The organism is Actinoplanes sp. NPDC020271, from assembly GCF_044388125.1.
Taxonomy (GTDB): domain Bacteria; phylum Actinomycetota; class Actinomycetes; order Mycobacteriales; family Micromonosporaceae; genus Actinoplanes.
In genome coordinates, this window is the sequence record NZ_JBIRWQ010000003.1 from 421,123 (window position 1) to 440,169 (window position 19,047).

General features: G+C 70.0%; 21 protein-coding genes. 3 read left to right on the forward strand and 18 right to left on the reverse strand.

All coding sequences use genetic code 11. The features are described from left to right. Position 1: 1 nt before the first annotated feature. A complete protein-coding gene (locus ACH442_RS09220) occupies positions 2-574 on the forward strand; it encodes a cob(I)yrinic acid a,c-diamide adenosyltransferase (protein WP_396337418.1) in 573 nt (190 codons plus the stop codon). Positions 575-695: 121 nt separating this feature from the next. On the opposite strand, the gene ACH442_RS09225 is transcribed toward ACH442_RS09220, so the two are convergent. From ACH442_RS09225 to glyA, 14 genes are all read right to left on the reverse strand, one after another. After that, positions 696-1,529 carry a PhzF family phenazine biosynthesis protein gene (locus ACH442_RS09225; RefSeq protein ID WP_396337419.1) on the reverse strand — a complete coding sequence of 278 codons (834 nt, stop codon included), beginning with the start codon at positions 1,527-1,529 and terminating at the stop codon, positions 696-698. A gap of 230 nt (positions 1,530-1,759) precedes the next feature. Then, positions 1,760-2,227, reverse strand: coding sequence for a DUF2550 domain-containing protein (locus ACH442_RS09230; RefSeq protein ID WP_396337420.1), 468 nt, complete (start codon positions 2,225-2,227; stop codon positions 1,760-1,762). 8 nt (positions 2,228-2,235) lie between these two features. Further along, entirely contained in the window at positions 2,236-2,517 is a 282-nt protein-coding gene (locus ACH442_RS09235; protein WP_014694384.1) for a F0F1 ATP synthase subunit epsilon, read from the reverse strand. Between the two features lie 74 nt (positions 2,518-2,591). Then, the gene (locus ACH442_RS09240; RefSeq protein WP_396337609.1) at positions 2,592-3,650 is read right to left on the reverse strand and encodes an LCP family protein; all 1,059 of its coding nucleotides are present in this window, start codon (positions 3,648-3,650) and stop codon (positions 2,592-2,594) included. Positions 3,651-3,842: 192 nt separating this feature from the next. Then, positions 3,843-5,285, reverse strand: coding sequence for a F0F1 ATP synthase subunit beta (gene atpD, locus ACH442_RS09245; protein ID WP_396337421.1), 1,443 nt, complete (start codon positions 5,283-5,285; stop codon positions 3,843-3,845). Continuing rightward, positions 5,285-6,217: a F0F1 ATP synthase subunit gamma gene (locus ACH442_RS09250; protein ID WP_396337422.1), complete on the reverse strand. Its 933-nt coding sequence runs from the start codon at positions 6,215-6,217 to the stop codon at positions 5,285-5,287. The genes atpD and ACH442_RS09250 overlap by 1 nt, the downstream gene beginning before the upstream one ends. A 2-nt stretch (positions 6,218-6,219) precedes the next feature. After that, positions 6,220-7,785 (reverse strand): F0F1 ATP synthase subunit alpha, encoded by a 1,566-nt coding sequence (gene atpA, locus ACH442_RS09255; protein WP_396337423.1) that lies wholly within the window; start codon positions 7,783-7,785, stop codon positions 6,220-6,222. Between the two features lie 76 nt (positions 7,786-7,861). Continuing rightward, complete coding sequence (locus ACH442_RS09260) at positions 7,862-8,683, reverse strand: F0F1 ATP synthase subunit delta (protein ID WP_396337424.1); 822 nt, start codon at positions 8,681-8,683, stop codon at positions 7,862-7,864. Then, the gene (locus tag ACH442_RS09265; RefSeq protein ID WP_396337425.1) at positions 8,683-9,234 is read right to left on the reverse strand and encodes a F0F1 ATP synthase subunit B; all 552 of its coding nucleotides are present in this window, start codon (positions 9,232-9,234) and stop codon (positions 8,683-8,685) included. The genes ACH442_RS09260 and ACH442_RS09265 overlap by 1 nt, the downstream gene beginning before the upstream one ends. A 29-nt stretch (positions 9,235-9,263) precedes the next feature. Next, positions 9,264-9,491 (reverse strand): F0F1 ATP synthase subunit C, encoded by a 228-nt coding sequence (locus ACH442_RS09270; protein WP_396337426.1) that lies wholly within the window; start codon positions 9,489-9,491, stop codon positions 9,264-9,266. 79 nt (positions 9,492-9,570) lie between these two features. Next, on the reverse strand, positions 9,571-10,377 hold the full coding sequence (atpB, locus tag ACH442_RS09275; protein ID WP_396337610.1) for a F0F1 ATP synthase subunit A: 807 nt from the start codon (positions 10,375-10,377) through the stop codon (positions 9,571-9,573). Next, complete coding sequence (locus tag ACH442_RS09280; RefSeq protein ID WP_239175333.1) at positions 10,374-10,535, reverse strand: AtpZ/AtpI family protein; 162 nt, start codon at positions 10,533-10,535, stop codon at positions 10,374-10,376. The genes atpB and ACH442_RS09280 overlap by 4 nt, the downstream gene beginning before the upstream one ends. A 282-nt stretch (positions 10,536-10,817) precedes the next feature. Then, positions 10,818-11,309, reverse strand: coding sequence for a hypothetical protein (locus tag ACH442_RS09285; RefSeq protein WP_396337427.1), 492 nt, complete (start codon positions 11,307-11,309; stop codon positions 10,818-10,820). After that, positions 11,306-12,637 carry a serine hydroxymethyltransferase gene (glyA, locus tag ACH442_RS09290; protein ID WP_396337428.1) on the reverse strand — a complete coding sequence of 444 codons (1,332 nt, stop codon included), beginning with the start codon at positions 12,635-12,637 and terminating at the stop codon, positions 11,306-11,308. Before glyA ends, ACH442_RS09285 begins: the two co-directional genes overlap by 4 nt. Before the next feature lie 114 nt (positions 12,638-12,751). Here glyA and ACH442_RS09295 point away from each other — a divergent pair, with 114 nt between their 5' ends. Then, entirely contained in the window at positions 12,752-14,200 is a 1,449-nt protein-coding gene (locus ACH442_RS09295) for an SDR family oxidoreductase (RefSeq protein WP_396337429.1), read from the forward strand. 181 nt (positions 14,201-14,381) lie between these two features. Here the strand turns inward: ACH442_RS09295 and ACH442_RS09300 are convergent, their stop codons facing one another. Genes ACH442_RS09300 through prmC form a run of 4 tightly spaced genes read right to left on the reverse strand, consistent with a single transcriptional unit; the run spans position 14,382 to position 17,471 of the window. Then, complete coding sequence (locus ACH442_RS09300; protein ID WP_396337430.1) at positions 14,382-15,350, reverse strand: L-threonylcarbamoyladenylate synthase; 969 nt, start codon at positions 15,348-15,350, stop codon at positions 14,382-14,384. Beyond that, entirely contained in the window at positions 15,347-15,937 is a 591-nt protein-coding gene (locus ACH442_RS09305) for a phosphotyrosine protein phosphatase (protein ID WP_396337431.1), read from the reverse strand. Before ACH442_RS09305 ends, ACH442_RS09300 begins: the two co-directional genes overlap by 4 nt. 1 nt (position 15,938) lies before the next feature. After that, entirely contained in the window at positions 15,939-16,583 is a 645-nt protein-coding gene (locus ACH442_RS09310; protein ID WP_396337611.1) for an L-threonylcarbamoyladenylate synthase, read from the reverse strand. A 24-nt stretch (positions 16,584-16,607) separates the two neighbouring features. Continuing rightward, on the reverse strand, positions 16,608-17,471 hold the full coding sequence (gene prmC, locus ACH442_RS09315) for a peptide chain release factor N(5)-glutamine methyltransferase (RefSeq protein WP_396337432.1): 864 nt from the start codon (positions 17,469-17,471) through the stop codon (positions 16,608-16,610). A 79-nt stretch (positions 17,472-17,550) separates the two neighbouring features. Here prmC and ACH442_RS09320 point away from each other — a divergent pair, with 79 nt between their 5' ends. Continuing rightward, positions 17,551-19,047 (forward strand): diguanylate cyclase domain-containing protein, encoded by a 1,497-nt coding sequence (locus ACH442_RS09320; RefSeq protein ID WP_396337433.1) that lies wholly within the window; start codon positions 17,551-17,553, stop codon positions 19,045-19,047.

Sequence of the window (19,047 nt, forward strand, 5' to 3'; positions counted from 1 at the left end):
CATGGCTGTGCATCTCACCCGGATCTACACCCGTACCGGCGACGGCGGGCAGACCCGTCTGGTCAACAACGAGGTGGCCGCGAAGACCGATCCCCGGATCGCGGCCTACGCCGACGCGGACGAATGCAACGCGGCACTGGGCGCGGCCCTGGCTCTCGGTTCACTTCCCGAGGACGTACGGGCGGTGCTGGGCCGCATCCAGAACGACCTCTTCGACCTCGGGGCGGATCTCGGCAACCCACTCGACGCGAACCCGCCGTACCCGCCGCTGCGGATCACCGAGGAGTACGTGACCCGGCTCGAGGGCTGGTGCGACGAGTTCAACGAACGTCTCGCCGCGCTCGACAGTTTCATCCTGCCGGGTGGGACCCCCGGCGCGGCCCTGCTGCATGTGGCGCGGACCGTCGCGCGGCGGGCCGAGCGGTCGGCGTGGGCGCTGATCGAGGCGGACGCGGAACGTACCTCGGTGCTGCCGGCGAAATACCTGAACCGGCTCTCCGACCTGCTCTTCATCCTGTCCCGGGTGGCGAACCCGGACGGCGACGTGAAGTGGGTCCCCGGCGGGTCCCGCTGAGCCGATTGAACTGAGCCGGTTCGGCTGAGCCGGTTTGGCTGAGCCGGTTCGGCTGAGCCGGTTCGGCTGAGCGATTTCGGCCGGGCGGCTTCGGCTCATCGCCGGCGGACCCGAGCGCGGTTCAGGCGGCCGGGACGTCCACCTGGAGTTCGCCGTCGATCGTGGTGACCGCATAGCCGCCGAGCAGCGTGCGGTCACCCCGGAGAGCCACCTTGACCAGCCCGCCGCGGGCCGACGCCTGATAGCCGGTCAGCTCGTCCCGGCCCAGCCGCGCGGTCCAGAACGGCGTCAGCGACGTGTGCGCGGAACCGGTCACCGGGTCCTCCGCCACCCCGACCGCCGGGGCGAAGAAACGAGACACGAAGTCGTACCCGCCCGCCGGGTCGTCGGCCGCCGCGGTGACCAGCACGCCGCGACGGGTCAGCTTGGCGAGCACGCTCACATCCGGGGTCAGGCCCCGGACGGTCTTCTCGTCCGCGACCTCGACCAGCACGTCGTCGGTGATCGGCCCGGTCCAGTGGGTGGCCAGCGCCTCCGCGCCGAGGGCCGCGAGCAGGGCCGGGTCGGCGTCGAGCGGGCTCAGCGGCGAAGCCGGGAAGTCGAGCGTGATCAGCCCGTCCTCGGCCACGTCGGCGGTGAGGACGCCACTGCGGACGGTCCGGAACCGGATCCGCCCGGCAGCCGGCCCAGCCCGATGCAGCACGTGGGCACTGGCGAGGGTGGCGTGCCCGCAGAGGGCGACCTCGGCGGCCGGGGTGAACCAGCGCAGCGCCCAGTCGGCGTCGCCGCCCTCGGGCAGGCGGTGCAGGAACGCGGTCTCGGAGTGGTTGACCTCGATGGCGATCCGCTGCAGCCAGTCGTCGGCGGGGAAGGTGTCCCCGTCGAGGATCAGGACGCCGGCCGGGTTGCCGGCGAAGGCCCGGTCGGTGAAGGCGTCGACGATTCGAATCCGCATGAAGCTGACGTTATTCGCATGAGCATCCGCGGGCGACGGCCAATCCAGAAGCGGTGGAGCCTTCAGCTCGTCCCCCGGCGCAGACTTCAGCTTTCCAGCCGGCGCAGACTTCAGCTGGCCGGTCGGCGACGCCCTCAGTTCTCCAGCCGGCGACGCCCTCAGTTCTCCAGCCGGCGCAGACTTCAGCTGGCCGGTCGGGGACGCCCTCAGTTCTCCAACCGGCGACGCCCTCAGTTCTCCAGCTGGCGCGGCCCGAAGATGGAACGGCCCGGAGCACTGCCCGGATCGCGCGGCGGCCCGGCCTCGAGCCAGGACAGGAACCCGGTCACCGTCGTCTCGGCCATGGCGATCTCCAACTGGGTGTCGCCCGTCGCGCAGCGCAACACGACCCAGTGGCCGGGCATGGTCAGCCGTTCCGGCCCGGTCGGCAGACGACGCTCGGCGATCGTCAGGAGCCGCCGGTCGAGCACTCGTTTGGGCCGGATCGCCAGGCTGAACATCTTGTGGAAGCGGAGCTCGTCACCGACGAACTGGCCCAGCCCGGGCGACCACCCGCGGCCCGGCACCATCGTGCTGGTGCGGACCTGCAGGCGGATGGTGCCGCCGCCGAGCATCAGCAGGCGGCGGCGGAAGAAGATGGCGAAGAGAAGCGCGAGCAGCGCGACGACGCAGATTCCGAAGACTTCCAGAACCCGCATCGGCGGCGTCAGTGCTGCTCGGGCGTGGCGGGCGTCGCGCTCTCGGCGAGCACCGTGACGCCGTTCGCGTCGATGGAGAGGAAGCCCCCGGCGACGTCGTAGGTCAGCTGCTCGCCACCGGCGAGTTTCACCCGGACCTGGGACGGCTCCTTGAGCAGGCCGAGCAGCGGAGAGTGGCCCGGCAGCACACCGATCTCACCCTCGGTGGTGCGCGCGACGAGCATCTCGGCCTCACCGGCCCAGACCTTCTCCTCGACGGCGACAACCTCGACGTGAAGCTGGTTGGCCACGCTGTCTCCCTCTGACGTTGCGAACCGATTGGGTGAAAGTCTAATCGCCGCTCGCCCGAGCCGTTCGCCCGGGGTTAGGCGTCCTTGTTCACGAATTCCGGGTGGGCCAGCAGAAACGCCTGGATCCGGTCTTCCCGGACCGCGGTGAAGAACTCGTCGGACCCCGGGGCCAGCTTCTCCCCCACGTACCGGTTGCCGTCGTAGAGCCCGCCGCCGGACAACTTGATCGAGACCATGTTGTCGGTGTTCAGGCCCTTGAGCGCGAGCCCCCAGTCCAGCACGCTGTGCCCGTTGCCGTCGAAGGTGAGCGCGTCGCCGGCCGAGCCCAGGATCTTCGTCATCCGGGCCGGGCTGGTGATCACGCCCTTGCTCATCACTTCCTTGGCCATCGCCTTGATGAACTGCTGCTGGTGCCGCTGCCGGTCGTAGTCGCTGTTCGGCAGGCCGTAGCGCTGCCGCACGTAGTCCAGCGCCTCCCAGGCCTGCAGGTGGTAGGTCCCGGGTCGGTAGCTCTTCTGCGGCCCGATGTACGGGTGGGAGCACGAGTTGTCCGCGCACGACGCCCGCCGGTGCCGCGGGGTGCCGTCCGGCTGGAGATGCTCGGACTTCACCCGCATGTCGATCCTCATCGTGACGCCGCCCATCGCCTCGACGATGTTCTTGAAGCCGCCGAAGTTGATGATCGCCCCGGCGTCGAACGCCGGGATGCCGGTCAGCTGCGTGACCGTCTTCGCCAGCAACTGGAAGCCCTGCTTGACGTCGTGTCTGCCATCACCCACCGAGCTCCCGTACGACATGGCGGCGTTGATCTTCGATTTGCCGCCCGCGAAGCCGGTCGGGGCGAAGGCCGGAATGTCCACGTAGAGGTCCCGCGGCACGGAGAACAGGTAGACCTGATCCATGCCGGCCGGGATGTGCGCCACGATGATCGAGTCGGAGCGCGGCGCGGTGTGATCGTCCCGCGGGTCGATGCCGGCCAGCAGGATGTTGAGTGGTCCGCGGAGGTCGCCCGGGTGCGTCCGGGGCGCGCCGGCCGCCGGTCCGCCGATCAGGCTGCCGTCCGCGTCGATCGACCCCGTGTACCGGGTGATCAGGGTCGAGCCCGTGACCAGCAACCCGCCGCTGACCACCATCAGCACGGCGCCGAGGATGCCGGACAGACGCGCCCACAACGGCGCCCGGCGTTTCGCAGACTGAGTCACCCGATGATCCCCAAACCCCAGTAAAGCCGTTCCCCCCGCGTTTCACTGCAGGAACAACGAAAAGCCGTGCCGGTGGACACCGGCACGGCTTTTCGTTCGTCGCAGTTGGCGAAGAGGCTGGGGTCAGCCCTTCATCAGCTCGTGCGCGTTCTTCTCCAGGTCCTCGAGACCGCCGCACATGAAGAAGGCCTGCTCCGGGTAGTTGTCGTACTCACCCTCGGAGATCTTCTTGAACGCCTCGATGGTCTCCTTCAGCGGGACCGTCGAGCCGGCGACGCCGGTGAACTGCTCCGCCGCGTAGGTGTTCTGCGACAGGAACCGCTCGATACGACGGGCCCGGGCGACCGTGACCTTGTCCTCCTCGGACAGCTCGTCCATACCGAGGATGGCGATGATGTCCTGCAGGTCCTTGTACTTCTGGAGGATCCGCTGGACCTCACGGGCCACCGCGTAGTGCTCGGCGCCGACGAACTCCGGGGCCAGGATCCGCGAGCTGGAGGCCAGCGGGTCCACCGCGGGGTAGATGCCCTTGTCGGAGATCGACCGCTCGAGGTTCGTGGTCGCGTCCAGGTGGGCGAAGGTGGTGGCCGGCGCCGGGTCGGTGTAGTCGTCGGCGGGCACGTAGATCGCCTGCAGCGAGGTGATCGCCTTGCCCCGGACCGACGTGATCCGCTCCTGCAGCTCACCCATCTCGTCCGCCAGGGTGGGCTGGTAACCCACGGCCGACGGCATACGCCCGAGCAGGGTGGAGACCTCGGAACCGGCCTGGGTGAACCGGAAGATGTTGTCGATGAAGAGCAGCACCTCCTGGTTCTGGACGTCCCGGAAGTACTCCGCCATGGTGAGGGCGGTCAGGGCGACCCGCAGACGGGTGCCCGGCGGCTCGTCCATCTGGCCGAAGACCAGAGCGGTCTTGTCCAGAACGCCACCCTCGTCCATCTCCAGGATGAGGTCGTTGCCCTCACGGGTGCGCTCGCCGACGCCGGCGAACACCGAGGTGCCACCGAAGTTACGGGCGACCCGGATGATCATCTCCTGGATCAGAACGGTCTTGCCGACGCCCGCGCCGCCGAACAGGCCGATCTTGCCACCGCGCACGTACGGCGCGAGCAGGTCGAGCACCTTGATGCCGGTCTCCAGCATCTCGGTCTTCGGCTCGAGGTCCGCGAACGCCGGGGGCTTGCGGTGGATCGACCAGCGCTCCTGGATGTCCAGCGTCGACGGGTCGACGTTGAGCACCTCGCCGAGGGCGTTGAACACGTGGCCCTTGGTCACGTCACCGACCGGCACCGAGATGGGCGCGCCGGTGTTGACGACCTCCTTGCCGCGGACCAGACCGTCCGTCGGCTGCATGGAGATCGCGCGGAGCAGGTTGTCACCCAGGTGCTGGGCGACCTCCAGCGTCAGCTTCTTGGTGCCCTCGGAGAGGGTGACCTCAACGTGCAGCGCGTTGAAGATCGCGGGCATGGCGTCACGGGGAAACTCGACGTCGACGACCGGGCCGATGACCCGGACGACACGGCCGACAGCGGTCTCCGCCTTGGTGGGCTCAGCAACAGCAGTCATCACACATCACTTCCCGCCGCGGCCAGCGCGTTGGCGCCGCCGACGATCTCACTGATTTCCTGGGTGATCGCAGCCTGCCGCGCGGAGTTCATCTCGCGCGTGTACCGCTTGAGGAGGTCGTCGGCGTTGTCCGACGCGCTCTTCATCGCCCGCCGCCGGGAGGCCGACTCGCTGGCCGCCGAGTCCAGCAACGCCGCGTAGATCCGCGTGTTGAGGTACTTCGGCAGCAGCGCGTCGAGCAGCTCGTCGGCGTCCGGCTCGAATTCGTAAGCCGGGCGCAGCCCCCGGGGCTCCTCGTCCTGCCCCTCGACCTGGACCGGCGCGAGCGGCTTGGCCTGCGCGTTCTGGGTCATCAGAGACTTGAACTCGGTGCTCACGAGGTGCAGCTCGTCCACGCCCGGGATGCCCTCGGGACCGAAGGTGCCCTCGGTCTCCGAACCCGCCGCGAACGCCTCGATCAGGGCGTCGCCGACCTTCTTGGCGTCGGCGAACGACGGGCGCTCGGAGAAGCCGGTCCAGCTGGCGGCGATGTCCCGCCCACGGAACCGGTAGTAACCGACGCCTTTGCGGCCCACCACGTACAGCGCCACTTCCTTGCCCTCCGAGCGGAGCTGAGCGATCAGCTGCTCGGCGGTCCGGATGGCGTTGGCGTTGTAGGCGCCGGCCAGGCCCCGGTCACTGGTGATCAGCAGGACACCCGCCCGCCGGACGCGCTCCCGCGCGACCAGCAGCGGGTTGTCCACCGAGGCGTTCGACGCCAGCGCGCCGAGCACCTTGGTGATCGCCACCGAGTACGGCCGGGAGGCGGCGACCCGTTCCTGGGCCTTCGCGATCCGGCTGGTGGCGACGAGCTCCTGCGCCTTGGTGATCTTCTTGGTCGACTTGACGGTGCGAATGCGCCGACGCAGCGCCTGTACCTGACCGGCAGCCATGCCTAGTTACCGCTTTCGCCGGTCGCGCTGCCCTGGAAGACCTTCTTGAACTCGACGACACCGGCCTTCAGGCTCTCAATGTTGTCGTCGCTCAGCAGGTTCGTCGACTCGATCGCGGTGTAGACGTCGCTGTTGTGCTGCTTGAACCACTGCAGGAATTCCTGCTCGAAGCGGCGCACGTCACCGACGGCGATGTCGTCGAGCTGGCCGGTGGTGCCGGCCCAGATCGTGATGACCTGGTCGACCGTCGAGTACGGCGAGTACTGCGGCTGCTTGAGCAGCTCGACCAGGCGAATGCCCTTCTCCAGCTGGGCCCGCGACGCGCGGTCCAGGTCGGAGGCGAAGGCCGAGAAGGCCTCCAGCTCACGGAACTGGGCCAGGTCGAGACGCAGACGGCCGGAGACCGAGCGCATCGCCTTCACCTGCGCCGAGCCACCCACCCGGGACACCGAGGTGCCGACGTTGATCGCCGGGCGGACACCCGAGGCGAACAGGTCGGACTCCAGGAAGATCTGGCCGTCGGTGATCGAGATGACGTTGGTCGGGATGTAGGCCGAGATGTCGTTGGCCTTGGTCTCGATGATCGGCAGACCGGTCATCGAGCCGCCGCCCAGCTCGTCGGAGAGCTTGGCGCAGCGCTCCAGCAGGCGGGAGTGCAAGTAGAAGACGTCGCCCGGGTAGGCCTCGCGGCCCGGCGGGCGGCGCAGCAGCAGCGACACGGCACGGTATGCCTCGGCCTGCTTGGTCAGGTCGTCGAAGACGATCAGGACGTGCTTGCCGTTGTACATCCAGTGCTGTCCGATGGACGAACCGGTGTACGGGGCGATGTACTTGAAGCCGGCCGGGTCGGACGCCGGAGCCGCGACGATCGTCGTGTACTCCAGTGCGCCCTGGGCCTCGAGGACGCCGCGGATGCTGGCGATCGTCGAGGCCTTCTGGCCGATGGCGACGTAGATGCAGCGGACCTGCTTCTGCGGGTCGCCGGACTCCCAGTTCGCCTTCTGGTTGATGATCGTGTCGAGCGCGACCGTGGTCTTGCCGGTCTTGCGGTCACCGATGATCAGCTGGCGCTGGCCGCGGCCGATCGGCGTCATGGCGTCGATCGCCTTGATGCCGGTCTGCAGCGGCTGCTTCACCGGCTGACGGGCCATCACGTTCGGCGCCTGCAGCTCGAGCTCGCGGAAGCCTTCGTTCGCGATCTCGCCACGGTCGTCGATCGGGTTGCCCAGGGCGTCCACGACGCGACCCAGGAAGGCGTCGCCGACGGGCACCGAGAGGACGCGGCCGGTGCGCTTGACCGGCTGGCCCTCCTCGATGGCCGCGTAGTCACCCAGGATCACGGCGCCGATCTCACGGACGTCGAGGTTCAGGGCGACACCCAGCGTGCCGTCGGCGAACTCCAGCAGCTCGTTCGCCATCGTCGAGGGCAGGCCCTCGACGTGCGCGATACCGTCGCCCGCATCGGAGACGATGCCGACCTCCTCGCGGGAGACCTCGGGCGAATAGGACGAGACGTAGCGCTCTAGCGCCCCCCGGATCTCGTCCGAGGAGATGGTCAGCTCGGCCATCCTCTGCCTTCTCTGTCTAGCTCGGGACGTCGCCGCCACCGAGGGGCTTCTCGATCAAAGGATCGAGGGGAAAGGACTATTTAGCGAACGCCTGCTTGGCAGCGTTCAACCGGCGCAGGATCGTGCCGTCGTAGAGGTCGGAGCCGACGCGGACGCTGACGCCGCCGATGATCGCGGGGTTCACGTCCACCTTCAGCGAGACCTCGCGACCGTAGATCGTGGCCAGCTTGGCGGCCAGCGCGGTCTCCTCGGCGTCGCTCAGCGGCTTCGCAACCGTCACATACGCCACCTCGCGGTCGCGCCGAGCGGCGGTCGCCTCGACCAGCCGGTTCAGCGAGGCCTCGAAGCCACGGCCACCGAAACCCTCGAGCGCGACCTGGACGAGCCGGACCGTAACCGTCTGGGCCTTGCCGTCGAGAAGATCCCCGACCAGCTTAGCCCGCGGTGCGACCGGAGCGCCGATGTCACTGAGCGTGGCGGCGAGCTGCGGCGTGCCGGCGACGATCTGCGAGAACCGGAAGAGCTCGTCCTCGACCTCCGCCAGCACGCTCTGCTTCTGCGCCGAGGCGAGCAGGGTGTCGACACCCAGCCGCTCCGTCGCGTCCAGCAGGTCACTGGGCTTGGAGAAGCGGCCGGCCACGAGCGTGGCCAGCGCGCCGGCGGTCACCTCGGTGACCTTGCCGGCCAGCAGCGAGTGGAACAGGTCCGAGCGGTCCTCGCCCGGCCGCGACGGGTCGGTCAGCGCCCGGCGCAGCCGCGGCTGTGCCCGCAGCAGGCCGGCCACCGACAGGATCTCGTCGGCGACCGTGGCCAGTTGCGCGGCCGTCGACGCGGCGGTGCCGGCGTTGAGCCGCGCCGCCGCGTCGCCATAGGCCTGGTTGGTGACGCCGGACGCCATCAGCGCCCGCCCGCCGTGCCGGCGGTGTCGAGGTCCGCGATGAAACGCTCGACCGTGCCGCGGGTGCGGGCCTCGTCGGCCAGCGCCTCACCGACGATCTTGCCGGCCAGGTCGACGGCAAGCGTGCCGACCTCGGCGCGGAGCTCCCGGACGATCGACTCGCGCTGCGCGGCGAGCTGCTCGTTGCCGGCCGCGATGATGCGGTCCGACTCCTCGCGAGCCTTGGCGAGCACGTCCTGCCGGATTCCCTCGGCGTCGGCACGAGCCTCGTCACGGATGCGAGCGGCCTCGGTCCGAGCCTCGGCGAGCTGCGCGCGGTACTGCTCGAGCAGCTCGTTCGCCTCCGCCTGGGCGGCCTCGGCACGCTTGATACCGCCCTCGATCGCGTCCACGCGGGCGCGGAACGTCTTCTCCATCTGCGGGAAGACGAACTTCATCAGGACGAAGCAGAGAACCGCGAACGCGACGGTCCCGACCACGATCTCTTCCCAGGCGGGAATGATCGGGTTGTGACCCTTTTCCGCGGCCTCAGCAGCCAGATAAGTGAGCATTGAGACCTCCCAACGAGGGCTGAGGGAGATTAGCTGGCAGCCCAGACGAAGCCGAACGCGATACCCAGCAGGGCCAGCGCCTCGACGACGGCGAAGCCGATCCAGACGTACGGCAGGGTCAGGCGGGACGACTCCGGCTGACGGGCGGTGGACTGGATGTAAGCAGAGAAGACCAGACCAACACCGATGCCGGGGCCGATCGCGGCGAGGCCGTAACCGATGGCGGCGGTGCTACCAACAACTTCGGCGAGTGGCATTTCTCAGTTCCTCCTGGTATCTCGCGTGACTGCCACGCGGGACGACAAACGGGGTGTTACTCGAACAGGTGGAGCAAAATCAGTGCTCGTCGGCGAGCGCGCCCTGGACGTAGCTCGCCGTCAGCACCGTGAAGACGTAGGCCTGGAGACAGATCACCAGGAACTCGAGGAAGGTCAGCGCGATGCTCAGCGCCCAGGACAGCAGCGACACCGGGGCGAGCAACGGGGTTGCGCTGATCATCGCGAATCCACCCAGCGTGAACACCAGCAGCAGGATGTGCCCGGCGAACATGTTGGCGAAGAGACGCACGGCCAGCGAGAACGGCCGGACCAGGAAGTTGGAGAAGAACTCGATCGGGATCAGCAGCGGCAGGATGAACAGCGGCGCCGGCGGGATCAGAGCGTGCTTGAAGTACTTGAAGAAACCGTGCTTGCGGATACCGACGTAGATGAACATCACGTAGCTGATGACCGCGAGAACTGCCGGGAAAGCGATGTGCGAGTTCGGCGAGAGCTGCACGAACGGCACGATGCCCCAGAAGTTGTTCAGGATGACGAACATGAACAACGTCGTCAGGTACGGCGCGAAGGCCACACCCTTCGGCCCGATCATCTCGACCGCGATGTTGTTGCGCACGAAGCCGTAGATGCTCTCGGCGATCCACTGCTTCTTGGTCGGGACGAGTTCCGGCTTCCGGTACGAGACCAGGAAGAAGATGATAATCGCCGCGACCGCCACCCACACCAGGAACGTGATCTTGGTGAACCAGTAATTGTCGTGAACGTTCCACGGCAGGATGCTGGGCAGGTAGAAGTCCTCGACGCTGGGCGGGAACTCCGCCGCGAGGACCACCGACTGAGCGATCACCAGGGCCCTTCCTGTCAGGCGCCGAGACGGCGCACGATGAGGTACACACCTAGGCCGATACCGAGCACCGAGCCGATGCCGGTAAAGATGCCCGGGGTGCCGACGTAGTGGTCGACCAGCCAACCGATCCCGCCCCACACCAACATGCCCGCGATGAGGTAGGTGACCGCCGTCATGCCCGCACCGGTATCGGGCGGGGGAGGGCCTTCGTCACCGCGGTTGTCGTGGGGGGGTTCTTGGCCGGTCATGACGGCCCGAACGATATCAGCCGGAAATACGAGGATGAGCGGGACCCCCCGCACAACCGCAGTTGTCCAGGCGTCAGGGGTCTCGCAACTGAGTGGACACGGTACTCCTGTCGCGCCAAAACGGAACACGGCACGAGCGGACACATCACCGAATCGTGGTAGTTGAGCAGTCAAACCTCCGCTGAGCAGGAGCGATGCCCGTGCGTCAGATCACTTCCGGAGAGTCCGGCGAGTCACCCACCAGGCTTGAACCGCGGTCCAGACCACCACACCCGCGACGACCCCGAGGCCCAGCGCTTTCTTTCCCGACCAATCCGACGAGACACCAACCGCCAGGATAATTCCCAGCAAAGAATATTTGACGACATACGTCAACATTCCTAACGGCATGACCAGAGCCGGGCGTGCCGTGTCGGCCCAGGCGACCACCAGCGTGGTCAGGGTGTGACTGACCAGGACGATCATCACGCCGGCAGCCGCGGCGAATGCCGCGGTCGGGCCGCTGACCAGGAAACCCACCGACGCGGCACAGAGCAGCAGCGCGAACGAGACCGCGGTCATGAAGCCGAGGTGCTCGACCTTCCAGCGCGGATCCTTCGGCAGAGGCGGCAGGTCCGGCAGCGGAGGATCGAAATCTTTCTCGGGTACGCCGGGAAGCTCCCCGAACGCACCGGGCTGTGCCGCCGACGGGGCACCAGTCACGCCATGACCTCCTGGTCAACGTAGAAAGGGAAGCGCCGCACCAGGCCGGTCACCTCCTCACGGACAGCGGCCAGCCGGGACATCCCGGCAGCCGTCTCCGGATCGCACCGCACCGCCACGCCGATCAGCTCCGCGACCCGGCGCATCTCGGCCTCCCGCAGCCCCTGCGAGGTGACACTCGGCGCGCCGACCCGGATCCCGGACGCCACAGCGGGACGCTCCGGATCGTACGGAATGGCGTTCTTGTTCAATGCGATCCCGGCGGCCGCACACCGTGCCTCCGCCTCCCGGCCGCTGACCCCCAGCTCGCGCAGATCCAGCACGGCGAGATGGGTGTCGGTGCCACCGGTCACCGGGCGCATCCCCTCGGCGGTCAGCCAGGAGGCGAGCGCCTGCGCGTTGCGCACGGTCTGCGAAGCGTACCCCCGGAACTCCGGCGAGCCCGCCTCGCGGAGGGCCACCGCCTTGGCCGCGACCGCGTGCATCATCGGGCCGCCCTGCGCGAACGGGAAGACCGCCTTGTCGACGCGCTGCGCCAGGTCCGTACGGCAGAGGATCATGCCGCCCCGGGGACCGCGCAACGCCTTGTGGGTGGTGCAGGTGACCACGTCGGCCCAGGGCACCGGGGACGGGATCGCCCGCCCGGCCACCAGCCCGATCACGTGCGCCGCGTCGACCAGCAGATAGGCGCCGACCTCGTCGGCGATCTCCCGGAACCGGGCGAAGTCGATCAGACGGGGGTACGACGTCGCCCCGCAGATGATGAGTTTCGGACGGTGGGCGAGCGCGAGGTCGCGTACCTCGTCGTAATCGATCAATTCGGTGAGCGGGTCCACCCGGTAGGAGATCGGATGGAACCACTTCCCGGAGAAGTTCGCCCGGCTCCCGTGGGTCAGGTGCCCGCCGTGCGGCAGGCCCATGGCCAGCACCGGATCACCCGGCTCGGCCAGCGCCGCGTAGGCCGCGAGGTTCGCCGACGCCCCGGAGTGCGGCTGCACGTTCGCGTGGTCGGCGCCGAACAGCTCCTTCGCCCGCGCGACGGCCAGCTCCTCGGCCCGGTCGGCCTGCGCGCACCCGCCGTAGTAGCGGTTGCCGGGATAACCCTCGGCATACTTGTTCGCCAGCGTCGAACCGAGCGCGGCCAGCACCGCCGGTGAGGTGAAACTCTCGCCGGCGATCAGGTTCAACGTGTCCCGCTGCCGGGCAAGCTCGTCGAGGAGCACGGCGGCGATCTCCGGGTCGTCGCGCTCGAGCGCGGCGAAGTCCGGTCCCCAGAAGGTGCTCACCTGGGCCTCCCCGAGCTCGGTGAACGCGGCCTGATCGAGCATATGGCTGAAGTGGAGCAATTCGGGGCACAGTCTTGAACTAGGTTCTGTCTCACGTGATCCGCGGGACAGAACCTCACGGGTTCACTCCGGTCATCCGCCGCGGAAAGGCTCAGCATGCGCTGTCTCGTCACGGGAGCAACCGGGTACATCGGCGGGCGACTGGCGCCGCGACTGGTCGAATCCGGTCATCAGGTGCGCTGTCTCACCCGCAGCGCCGTCCGGCTCCGGGACGTGCCCTGGGCCAACCAGGTGGAGATCGTCGAAGCCGACCTCGGTGACCCGGCCACCCTGCCGGCCGCCTTCGAGGGCATCGAGGTGGCGTACTTCCTGATGCATTCGCTCGGGCAGCGCGACTTCGAACGCCGCGACCGGGAGGCCGCCGCGAACTTCGCCGCCGCGGCCCGGGCAGCCGGGGTCCGCCGGATCATCTACCTGGGCGGCCCCGAACCCCCGCCCGGCGACCGGCCCTCCCCGCACCTGCGGTCCCGCGCCGAGGTGGCCCGCATCCTGCTGGCCGGCGGCGTGCCGACCGCGGTGCTGCGCGCCCCGGTGATCATCGGGTCCGGCTCGGCGTCGTTCGAGATGCTGCGCTACCTGACCGAACGGCTGCCGGCCATGGTCTGCCCACGCTGGGTCGACAACCGGATCCAGCCGATCGCGGTCCGCGACGTGCTCCGCTACCTGATCGGCGCGGCCGGACTGCCGCCCGAGGTGCACCGCGGCTTCGACATCGGCGGCGCCGACGTGCTCACCTACGCCCAGATGATGCGCCACTACGCCCGGGTCGCCGGCCTGCGCCGCCGGATCATCGTGCCCACCCGGGTGCTCAGCCCGTGGCTCTCCGCCCACTGGGTCGGCCTGGTCACCCCCGTGCCGAACGCGATCGCCCGCCCCCTCGTCGCCAGCCTCGTCCACGAAGCGGTCGCCCGCGAGAACGACCTCGCCGGACTCCTGCCCGGGCCCCCTCCCCTGGGCTTCGACGAATCCGTGCGCCTGGCCCTCGGCAAGATCCGCGACGCGAACGTGGAAACCCGCTGGTCCAGCGCGTCCGGCCGGGACGCCGACGCCGAACCGCTGCCCAGCGACCCGGACTGGTCCGGCGGCAGCGTCTACACCGACGAACGCCGGCGGGCGGTGCACGCCCCGGCCGACCGGCTGTGGCGGGTCATCGAAGGCGTCGGTGGTGAGAACGGCTGGTACTCGTTCCCGCTCGCCTGGTCCGTCCGCGGCTGGCTGGACCGCCTCGTCGGCGGCGTCGGTCTGCGGCGCGGCCGGCGGGACAAACAACGGCTGCGGGTCGGCGAGGCCCTGGACTGGTGGCGGGTCGAGGAAATCGTGCCCGGCTCGCTGCTGCGGTTGCGGGCCGAGATGCGCGTGCCGGGACGCGCCTGGCTGGAGATGTGCGCCGAACCGGACGGGGACGGGGCCTCGGTCTACCGGCAGCGGGCGGTCTTCCTGCCGCGGGGGCTGGCCGGGCATCTTTACTGGGCGTCGGTGTGGCCGTTCCACGGCATCGTCTTCAACGGCATGGCCCGCAACATCGCCCGCGGTGCCGAAGAATAGCCCGCCCCGCCGCCTACCGCCGCCGCACGTCTGCCTCGCGAACGCACGACGAACGCCCGCTTCCCCCGCCGACGCCTGCCACGCGCCGGAGGCCGACCACCTCCACGAGGCGAAGTTCAGGGCACGATTGCACGATCGTCTTGGGGGCTGTGGACAGCGGCGCGGTGTGGATGACTTCGGGTCAGGCCGCCGCGCGTGACAACCGGTCGCGTACCGCCAGCCAGTCCTCCGCTTCCGGCGGCTCCTGGATCAGGATCGTGCCCGCTCCGGCGTCGTCCAATCGGTGCAGCGCCGCGTACAGGTCCGCCGCATACTCCCGCGGGTTTCCGGAGAGGACTTCGACCGTTTCGCCGTACGACGGAACGGGCGCTCCTTCGTACGTCAGGATCGCCGTAGGCGCCGGCAGGCCGGACCGGTCCGCATCGCTCAAGTCCCGCAGGAGCAGGGTTTTCGCGCGCGGCGCATAGTGTCGCCGGCTCATTCCGGGTGATGGCCGCGCTGTCCCGTCGGCGGTTTCCGTGTCGCGGAGGGCGATGGCCCCGGTCACGTCCCGCAGTGCGCGCAGCGGCAGTGCTCCGGGCCGCAGCAGGGTCGGCACGGCCGTGGTCAGGTCGAGGACCGTCGATTCGATGCCCCAGGAGCAGGGGCCGCCGTCGAGGACCAGCGGCACGTCGGGCAGGCTGCGGATGACGTGCTCGGCGGTGGTCGGGGAGATCGACTCGGAGCGATTGGCGCTGGGCGCGGCGAGTGGCAGCCCGGATGCTTCGAGCAGGCGTAGGGCGACCGGGTGGGCGGGGATCCGGATGGCGATGGTGTCGTTGTCGGCGCCGACTCCGGCCAGGTGTGCCGCCCGGCGCACGACGAGTGTCAGCGGGCCGGGCCAGAAGGCTCCGGCGAGCGCGTCCGCGCCGGCGGGCCATTCGGCGGCCAGGTCGCGCGCGGCGCCGATGGTGGCGACGTGCACGATCAGCGGGTTCCAGCTGGGGCGGTTCTTCAGGCGGTAGATCTCGCTGATGGCCTGCTTGGAGAAGGCGTTGGCGCCGAGGCCGTAGACGGTTTCGGTGGGAAACGCGACGACCGAGTCGGCGCGCAGGATCTCGACCGCCCGGCGCAGCCCTTCGGCGCCGGGCGGAACGACACGGTCGCTCACGGGAGCAATAACGCCACGAACGGCTGCGTGGTGTCCTCGATTTCGTCGCCGACCCGCTGGAACGTCTGGTCGCCGCGGCCCCACGGGTCGTCCAGGTCGTCGGTGAGCAGCGGGGTCTCGCCGCCGCGGAGCCGGTGCACGGCTTCCACGATTGCCGCGCCGCGCTGGTGCACCGCTTCGGGTTTCGCCTCGGCCGGGGGCAGTGCCGCCTTGTCCACGCCGGCCAGCAGGCGGCCGAACTCGCCGAGCACGAAGGTGCGGGCGGCCGCGCCGGGGCGCAGCGCGACCACGTAGTCGAACTGGTCGGCGGTCGCGGTGAGGATCAGATCGGCCTCGTCGATGAAGTCGCCGCGCAGTTTGCGGGCCGTGAAACCGTCGGCCGAGCCGCGCCGGGCCCGGACCTGGCGGGCGGCCGGCGGGTTCATCTCCTCGCCCTCGTGCCAGCCGCCGGTGCCGGCGCTGACGCTGCGGAGCAGTTGCTCGTCGCTCCCGGCCCGGTCCCGGACGGCCCGGGCGAGCAGGCGCTCGGCCATCGGGGAGCGGCAGATGTTTCCCATGCAGACGTGCAGGACGGTGAACGGCGCCACCTCAGGCCTCGCCCTCGACGATCTCGGGCACCACGTCGCGCAGTTTTTCGGTGGGGACGGAGCCGACCCGTAGGACGCGGGGCACGTCGCCGGTCACATCCACGACCGTGCTCGGCCACGGGTCGACCGCGGGACCGGCCTCGAGGTAGACGCGCACCGAGTATTCCAGCTGCTCGCGGGCTTCCTCAGCGGTCAGCGGGGCGGGCGAGCCGAGCTTGTTGGCCGTGGTCACCGCCATCGGGCCGACCTCGCGCAGCACTTCGAGCGCGACCGGGTGCAGCGGCATCCGGACCGCGACCACGCCGCCGGTGTCGCCGAGGTCCCACTGCAGGCTCGGAGAGTGCTCGACGATGATCGTCAGCGCGCCCGGCCAGAACGCGTCGGCGAGGTCCCGCGCGGCCCGGGGCAGGGAGTAGACCAGGCCGTCGAGGGTGTGGCGGGAACCGACCAGCACCGGTGGCGGCACCCGACGGTCCGACCCGCGGGCGTGGTGCAGCTGGGTGATCGCGTGCGCGGTGAACGCGTCCGCGCCGACGCCGTAGACCGTGTCGGTGGGCAGGACCACGAGCTCACCGCTCTTGGCCGCCTCGACGGCCGCGGCGATGCCGCGATCACGATCAGCGATGGCAGCGCAGTCGTAGAGCATCACGACGTGCAGTCTGCCATGCCGTCACCCGCGACGGGCGGTCGCGTATCGCGGGCGGCCGGTGAGATCGTCGTGGGCTGTCACCTCGGTGAACCGGCCGTCGGCCCGGAGCAACTCGGGGACCGCCGCCCCGTGCACGTCGTCGTGCTCGATCCCGACCCATCCGCCCTTTCCGAGAAGCACGGCGGCGAGGGCGATCACCGGCCGGATCACGCTGAGCCCGTCGGCCCCGCCGAACACCGCCTCGGCCGGGTCGTGATCGGACACCTCGGGCGGCACCGGAGTCCCCTCGGGCACGTAGGGCGGGTTGCAGAGCAGCACATCCACCTGACCGTGCAGATCGGACAGCAGATCCGGATCGGTCACATCACCTTCGAGAACCACGATTTCCCGGTACGGCGAGGCGTTGCGCCGCAGCCACGGAAGAGCCTCCGCCGAGCGTTCGACCGCGATCACCCGCCCGGCCGGGGACTCGTCGGCGACCGACACCGCGATCGCCCCGCTGCCGCTGCACAGGTCCACGACGGTCGCCCCGGGCGCGACCCGCTCGATGCCCCAGCCGGCCAGCAGCTCGGTCTCCGGGCGCGGCACGAACACCCCGTCGCCGACCGCGAGTTCCACATGGCGGAACGCGGCCGTGCCGAGCAGGTGCTGCAGCGGGACCCGTCCCGCCCGCTCGGCGACGAGGGCGCGCAGCCGGACGGCCTCGTCCTCACGCATGCTGTCGGTCAATACGAGCCGCCCACGGGACACGTCCAGGACGTGTGCGGCCAGCAGCTCGGCATCGACGCGGGGCGAGGACACCCCGGCCGCGGAGAGTTCGGCGGTCGCCGATGCAAGCTCGGGTGCCAGACGGATCCGGCGGGGGTGTTCGTCAGGCGGCGTCACGGCATAATCATGGGACGTCGCGCACGCCGGGGATCGGCCGGGTCGCCCAGCACCGCGCCGAGGCCCTGGGAGGCGCCTGGTGGGTTGGTTGGACCAGCTCGCGGAACATGTCGAAGACCTGCGCCGGGCCGGTGACCTGCAGCAGAACGGCCGCTCGGCCCAGGCCCTGCCGATCCTGGACGCGGTGCTGGCCACGAGCACCGACCCCATCACCCGGGCGTATGCGTTGATCCAGCGCTTCGGCGCCCTGATCAACCTGGGCCGGGTCGCCGAGCTGGCCGCCGCGATGGCCGCGGCCGCCGAGGCCGTCCGCGAGGTGCCGGATCCTTACCTGCGCGGCCAGATGCACGCGTTCGCCGCGCTCGGCGCCCACCTGCAGAGCAATCTGGACCGTGGCGTCACCCACCTGGTGCAGGCTTCCCGGGCGCTGGCCGCCGTGCCGGAGCACGACCAGGAGACCGCCTGGGGCTGGCACGACCTGGCCATGGCGTATTCCTATCTGGGCTTTCACGGCCAGGCGCTGACCGCGATCGAGCAGGCCCGTGAGGTGGGCGCGAGCGCCGGCCTGGCCCCGGAGGTGTTCGCCGCTCCCGGCATCCGGCTGCGCAACGCGGTCTCCCTGGATCACTGGGGCGACACCGACGGCTGCCTGCGCGTGCTGCGCGACATCGACGCCGAGCTCTCGCGGTACGTGGCCACCGACCAGCTGCGCCCGGGCAGCCGCGCGGTCTACGGGTACGCGCTGGCCCGCCGCGCCGCGCTGGGTGAGCCGACCGAGGAGGGCGCGGCCCGGTGGCTGACCGGCGGCGGGGACAGCGCCCGTACCCGTGACCTGCGGCATCTCGGCTCGGTCTGTCTGACCATCGCGGCCGGCAAGCCGGAGCGGGCGCTGACCATGCTGGAGGCGATCCCGGTCTCGGCCGAGGTGCTCGGCGCCCCGGAGCCGGCCCGGTTACGCAGCATCTGTCACGCCAGCGCCGGTGATCATGCTGCCGCGCACACCGCCGACCGGTACGCGTTCCGCCTCGCCTCCCAGCGCATCGATCAGCTCCGGGACGGGTATCTGGACGGCGTGGCCGCCCGTCTGGACGCTCAGGAGACGCAGCGCGACCCGCACCGTTACGGGGACGAGACGCTCACCGATCCGCTGACCGGCCTGCCCAACCGCCGCCAGCTGGAGCACTACGTGGACGCGTTGCTGGCCCGGGGCGAGCGGGCCGCGGTCGGGGTCTGCGACATCGTCGGTTTCACCACCGTCAACATGCGGCACGGCCGGCACTGCGGTGACCTGGTGCTGCAGCGCATCGCCGGCGTGCTGGCCCGGGTGATGCGCCGCGGCGACTTCGCGGCCCGGTTCGCCGGGGACGAGTTCGTCCTGGTCCTGCCGGGCGCCGGCCCGCATCACGCGGCCGACGTGTCACGCCGGATCAGCGCCGCCGCCGCCGCGGAGAACTGGCAGGTCCTGGTGCCCGGCACCCCGATCGGGCTGGCCGCCGGCTGGTCCGAGGTGGGGACGAACGGCCGCGGGCTCAGCGCCGCTCTGGCCGCGGCCGCGGCGAGCCGGAAACCCACCTGA

What these genes read in the sequence shown, in the direction of transcription:
- ACH442_RS09220 (WP_396337418.1), top strand. Translation starts at nt 2, where the DNA reads ATGGCTGTGCATCTCACCCGGATCTACACCCGTACCGGCGACGGCGGG.
- ACH442_RS09225 (WP_396337419.1), bottom strand. Translation starts at nt 1,529, where the DNA reads ATGCGGATTCGAATCGTCGACGCCTTCACCGACCGGGCCTTCGCCGGC.
- ACH442_RS09230 (WP_396337420.1), bottom strand. Translation starts at nt 2,227, where the DNA reads ATGCGGGTTCTGGAAGTCTTCGGAATCTGCGTCGTCGCGCTGCTCGCG.
- ACH442_RS09240 (WP_396337609.1), bottom strand. Translation starts at nt 3,650, where the DNA reads ATGGTGGTCAGCGGCGGGTTGCTGGTCACGGGCTCGACCCTGATCACC.
- atpD (WP_396337421.1), bottom strand. Translation starts at nt 5,285, where the DNA reads ATGACTGCTGTTGCTGAGCCCACCAAGGCGGAGACCGCTGTCGGCCGT.
- ACH442_RS09250 (WP_396337422.1), bottom strand. Translation starts at nt 6,217, where the DNA reads ATGGCTGCCGGTCAGGTACAGGCGCTGCGTCGGCGCATTCGCACCGTC.
- atpA (WP_396337423.1), bottom strand. Translation starts at nt 7,785, where the DNA reads ATGGCCGAGCTGACCATCTCCTCGGACGAGATCCGGGGGGCGCTAGAG.
- ACH442_RS09260 (WP_396337424.1), bottom strand. Translation starts at nt 8,683, where the DNA reads ATGGCGTCCGGCGTCACCAACCAGGCCTATGGCGACGCGGCGGCGCGG.
- ACH442_RS09265 (WP_396337425.1), bottom strand. Translation starts at nt 9,234, where the DNA reads ATGCTCACTTATCTGGCTGCTGAGGCCGCGGAAAAGGGTCACAACCCG.
- ACH442_RS09270 (WP_396337426.1), bottom strand. Translation starts at nt 9,491, where the DNA reads ATGCCACTCGCCGAAGTTGTTGGTAGCACCGCCGCCATCGGTTACGGC.
- ACH442_RS09280 (WP_239175333.1), bottom strand. Translation starts at nt 10,535, where the DNA reads ATGACGGCGGTCACCTACCTCATCGCGGGCATGTTGGTGTGGGGCGGG.
- glyA (WP_396337428.1), bottom strand. Translation starts at nt 12,637, where the DNA reads ATGCTCGATCAGGCCGCGTTCACCGAGCTCGGGGAGGCCCAGGTGAGC.
- ACH442_RS09295 (WP_396337429.1), top strand. Translation starts at nt 12,752, where the DNA reads ATGCGCTGTCTCGTCACGGGAGCAACCGGGTACATCGGCGGGCGACTG.
- ACH442_RS09310 (WP_396337611.1), bottom strand. Translation starts at nt 16,583, where the DNA reads ATGCTCTACGACTGCGCTGCCATCGCTGATCGTGATCGCGGCATCGCC.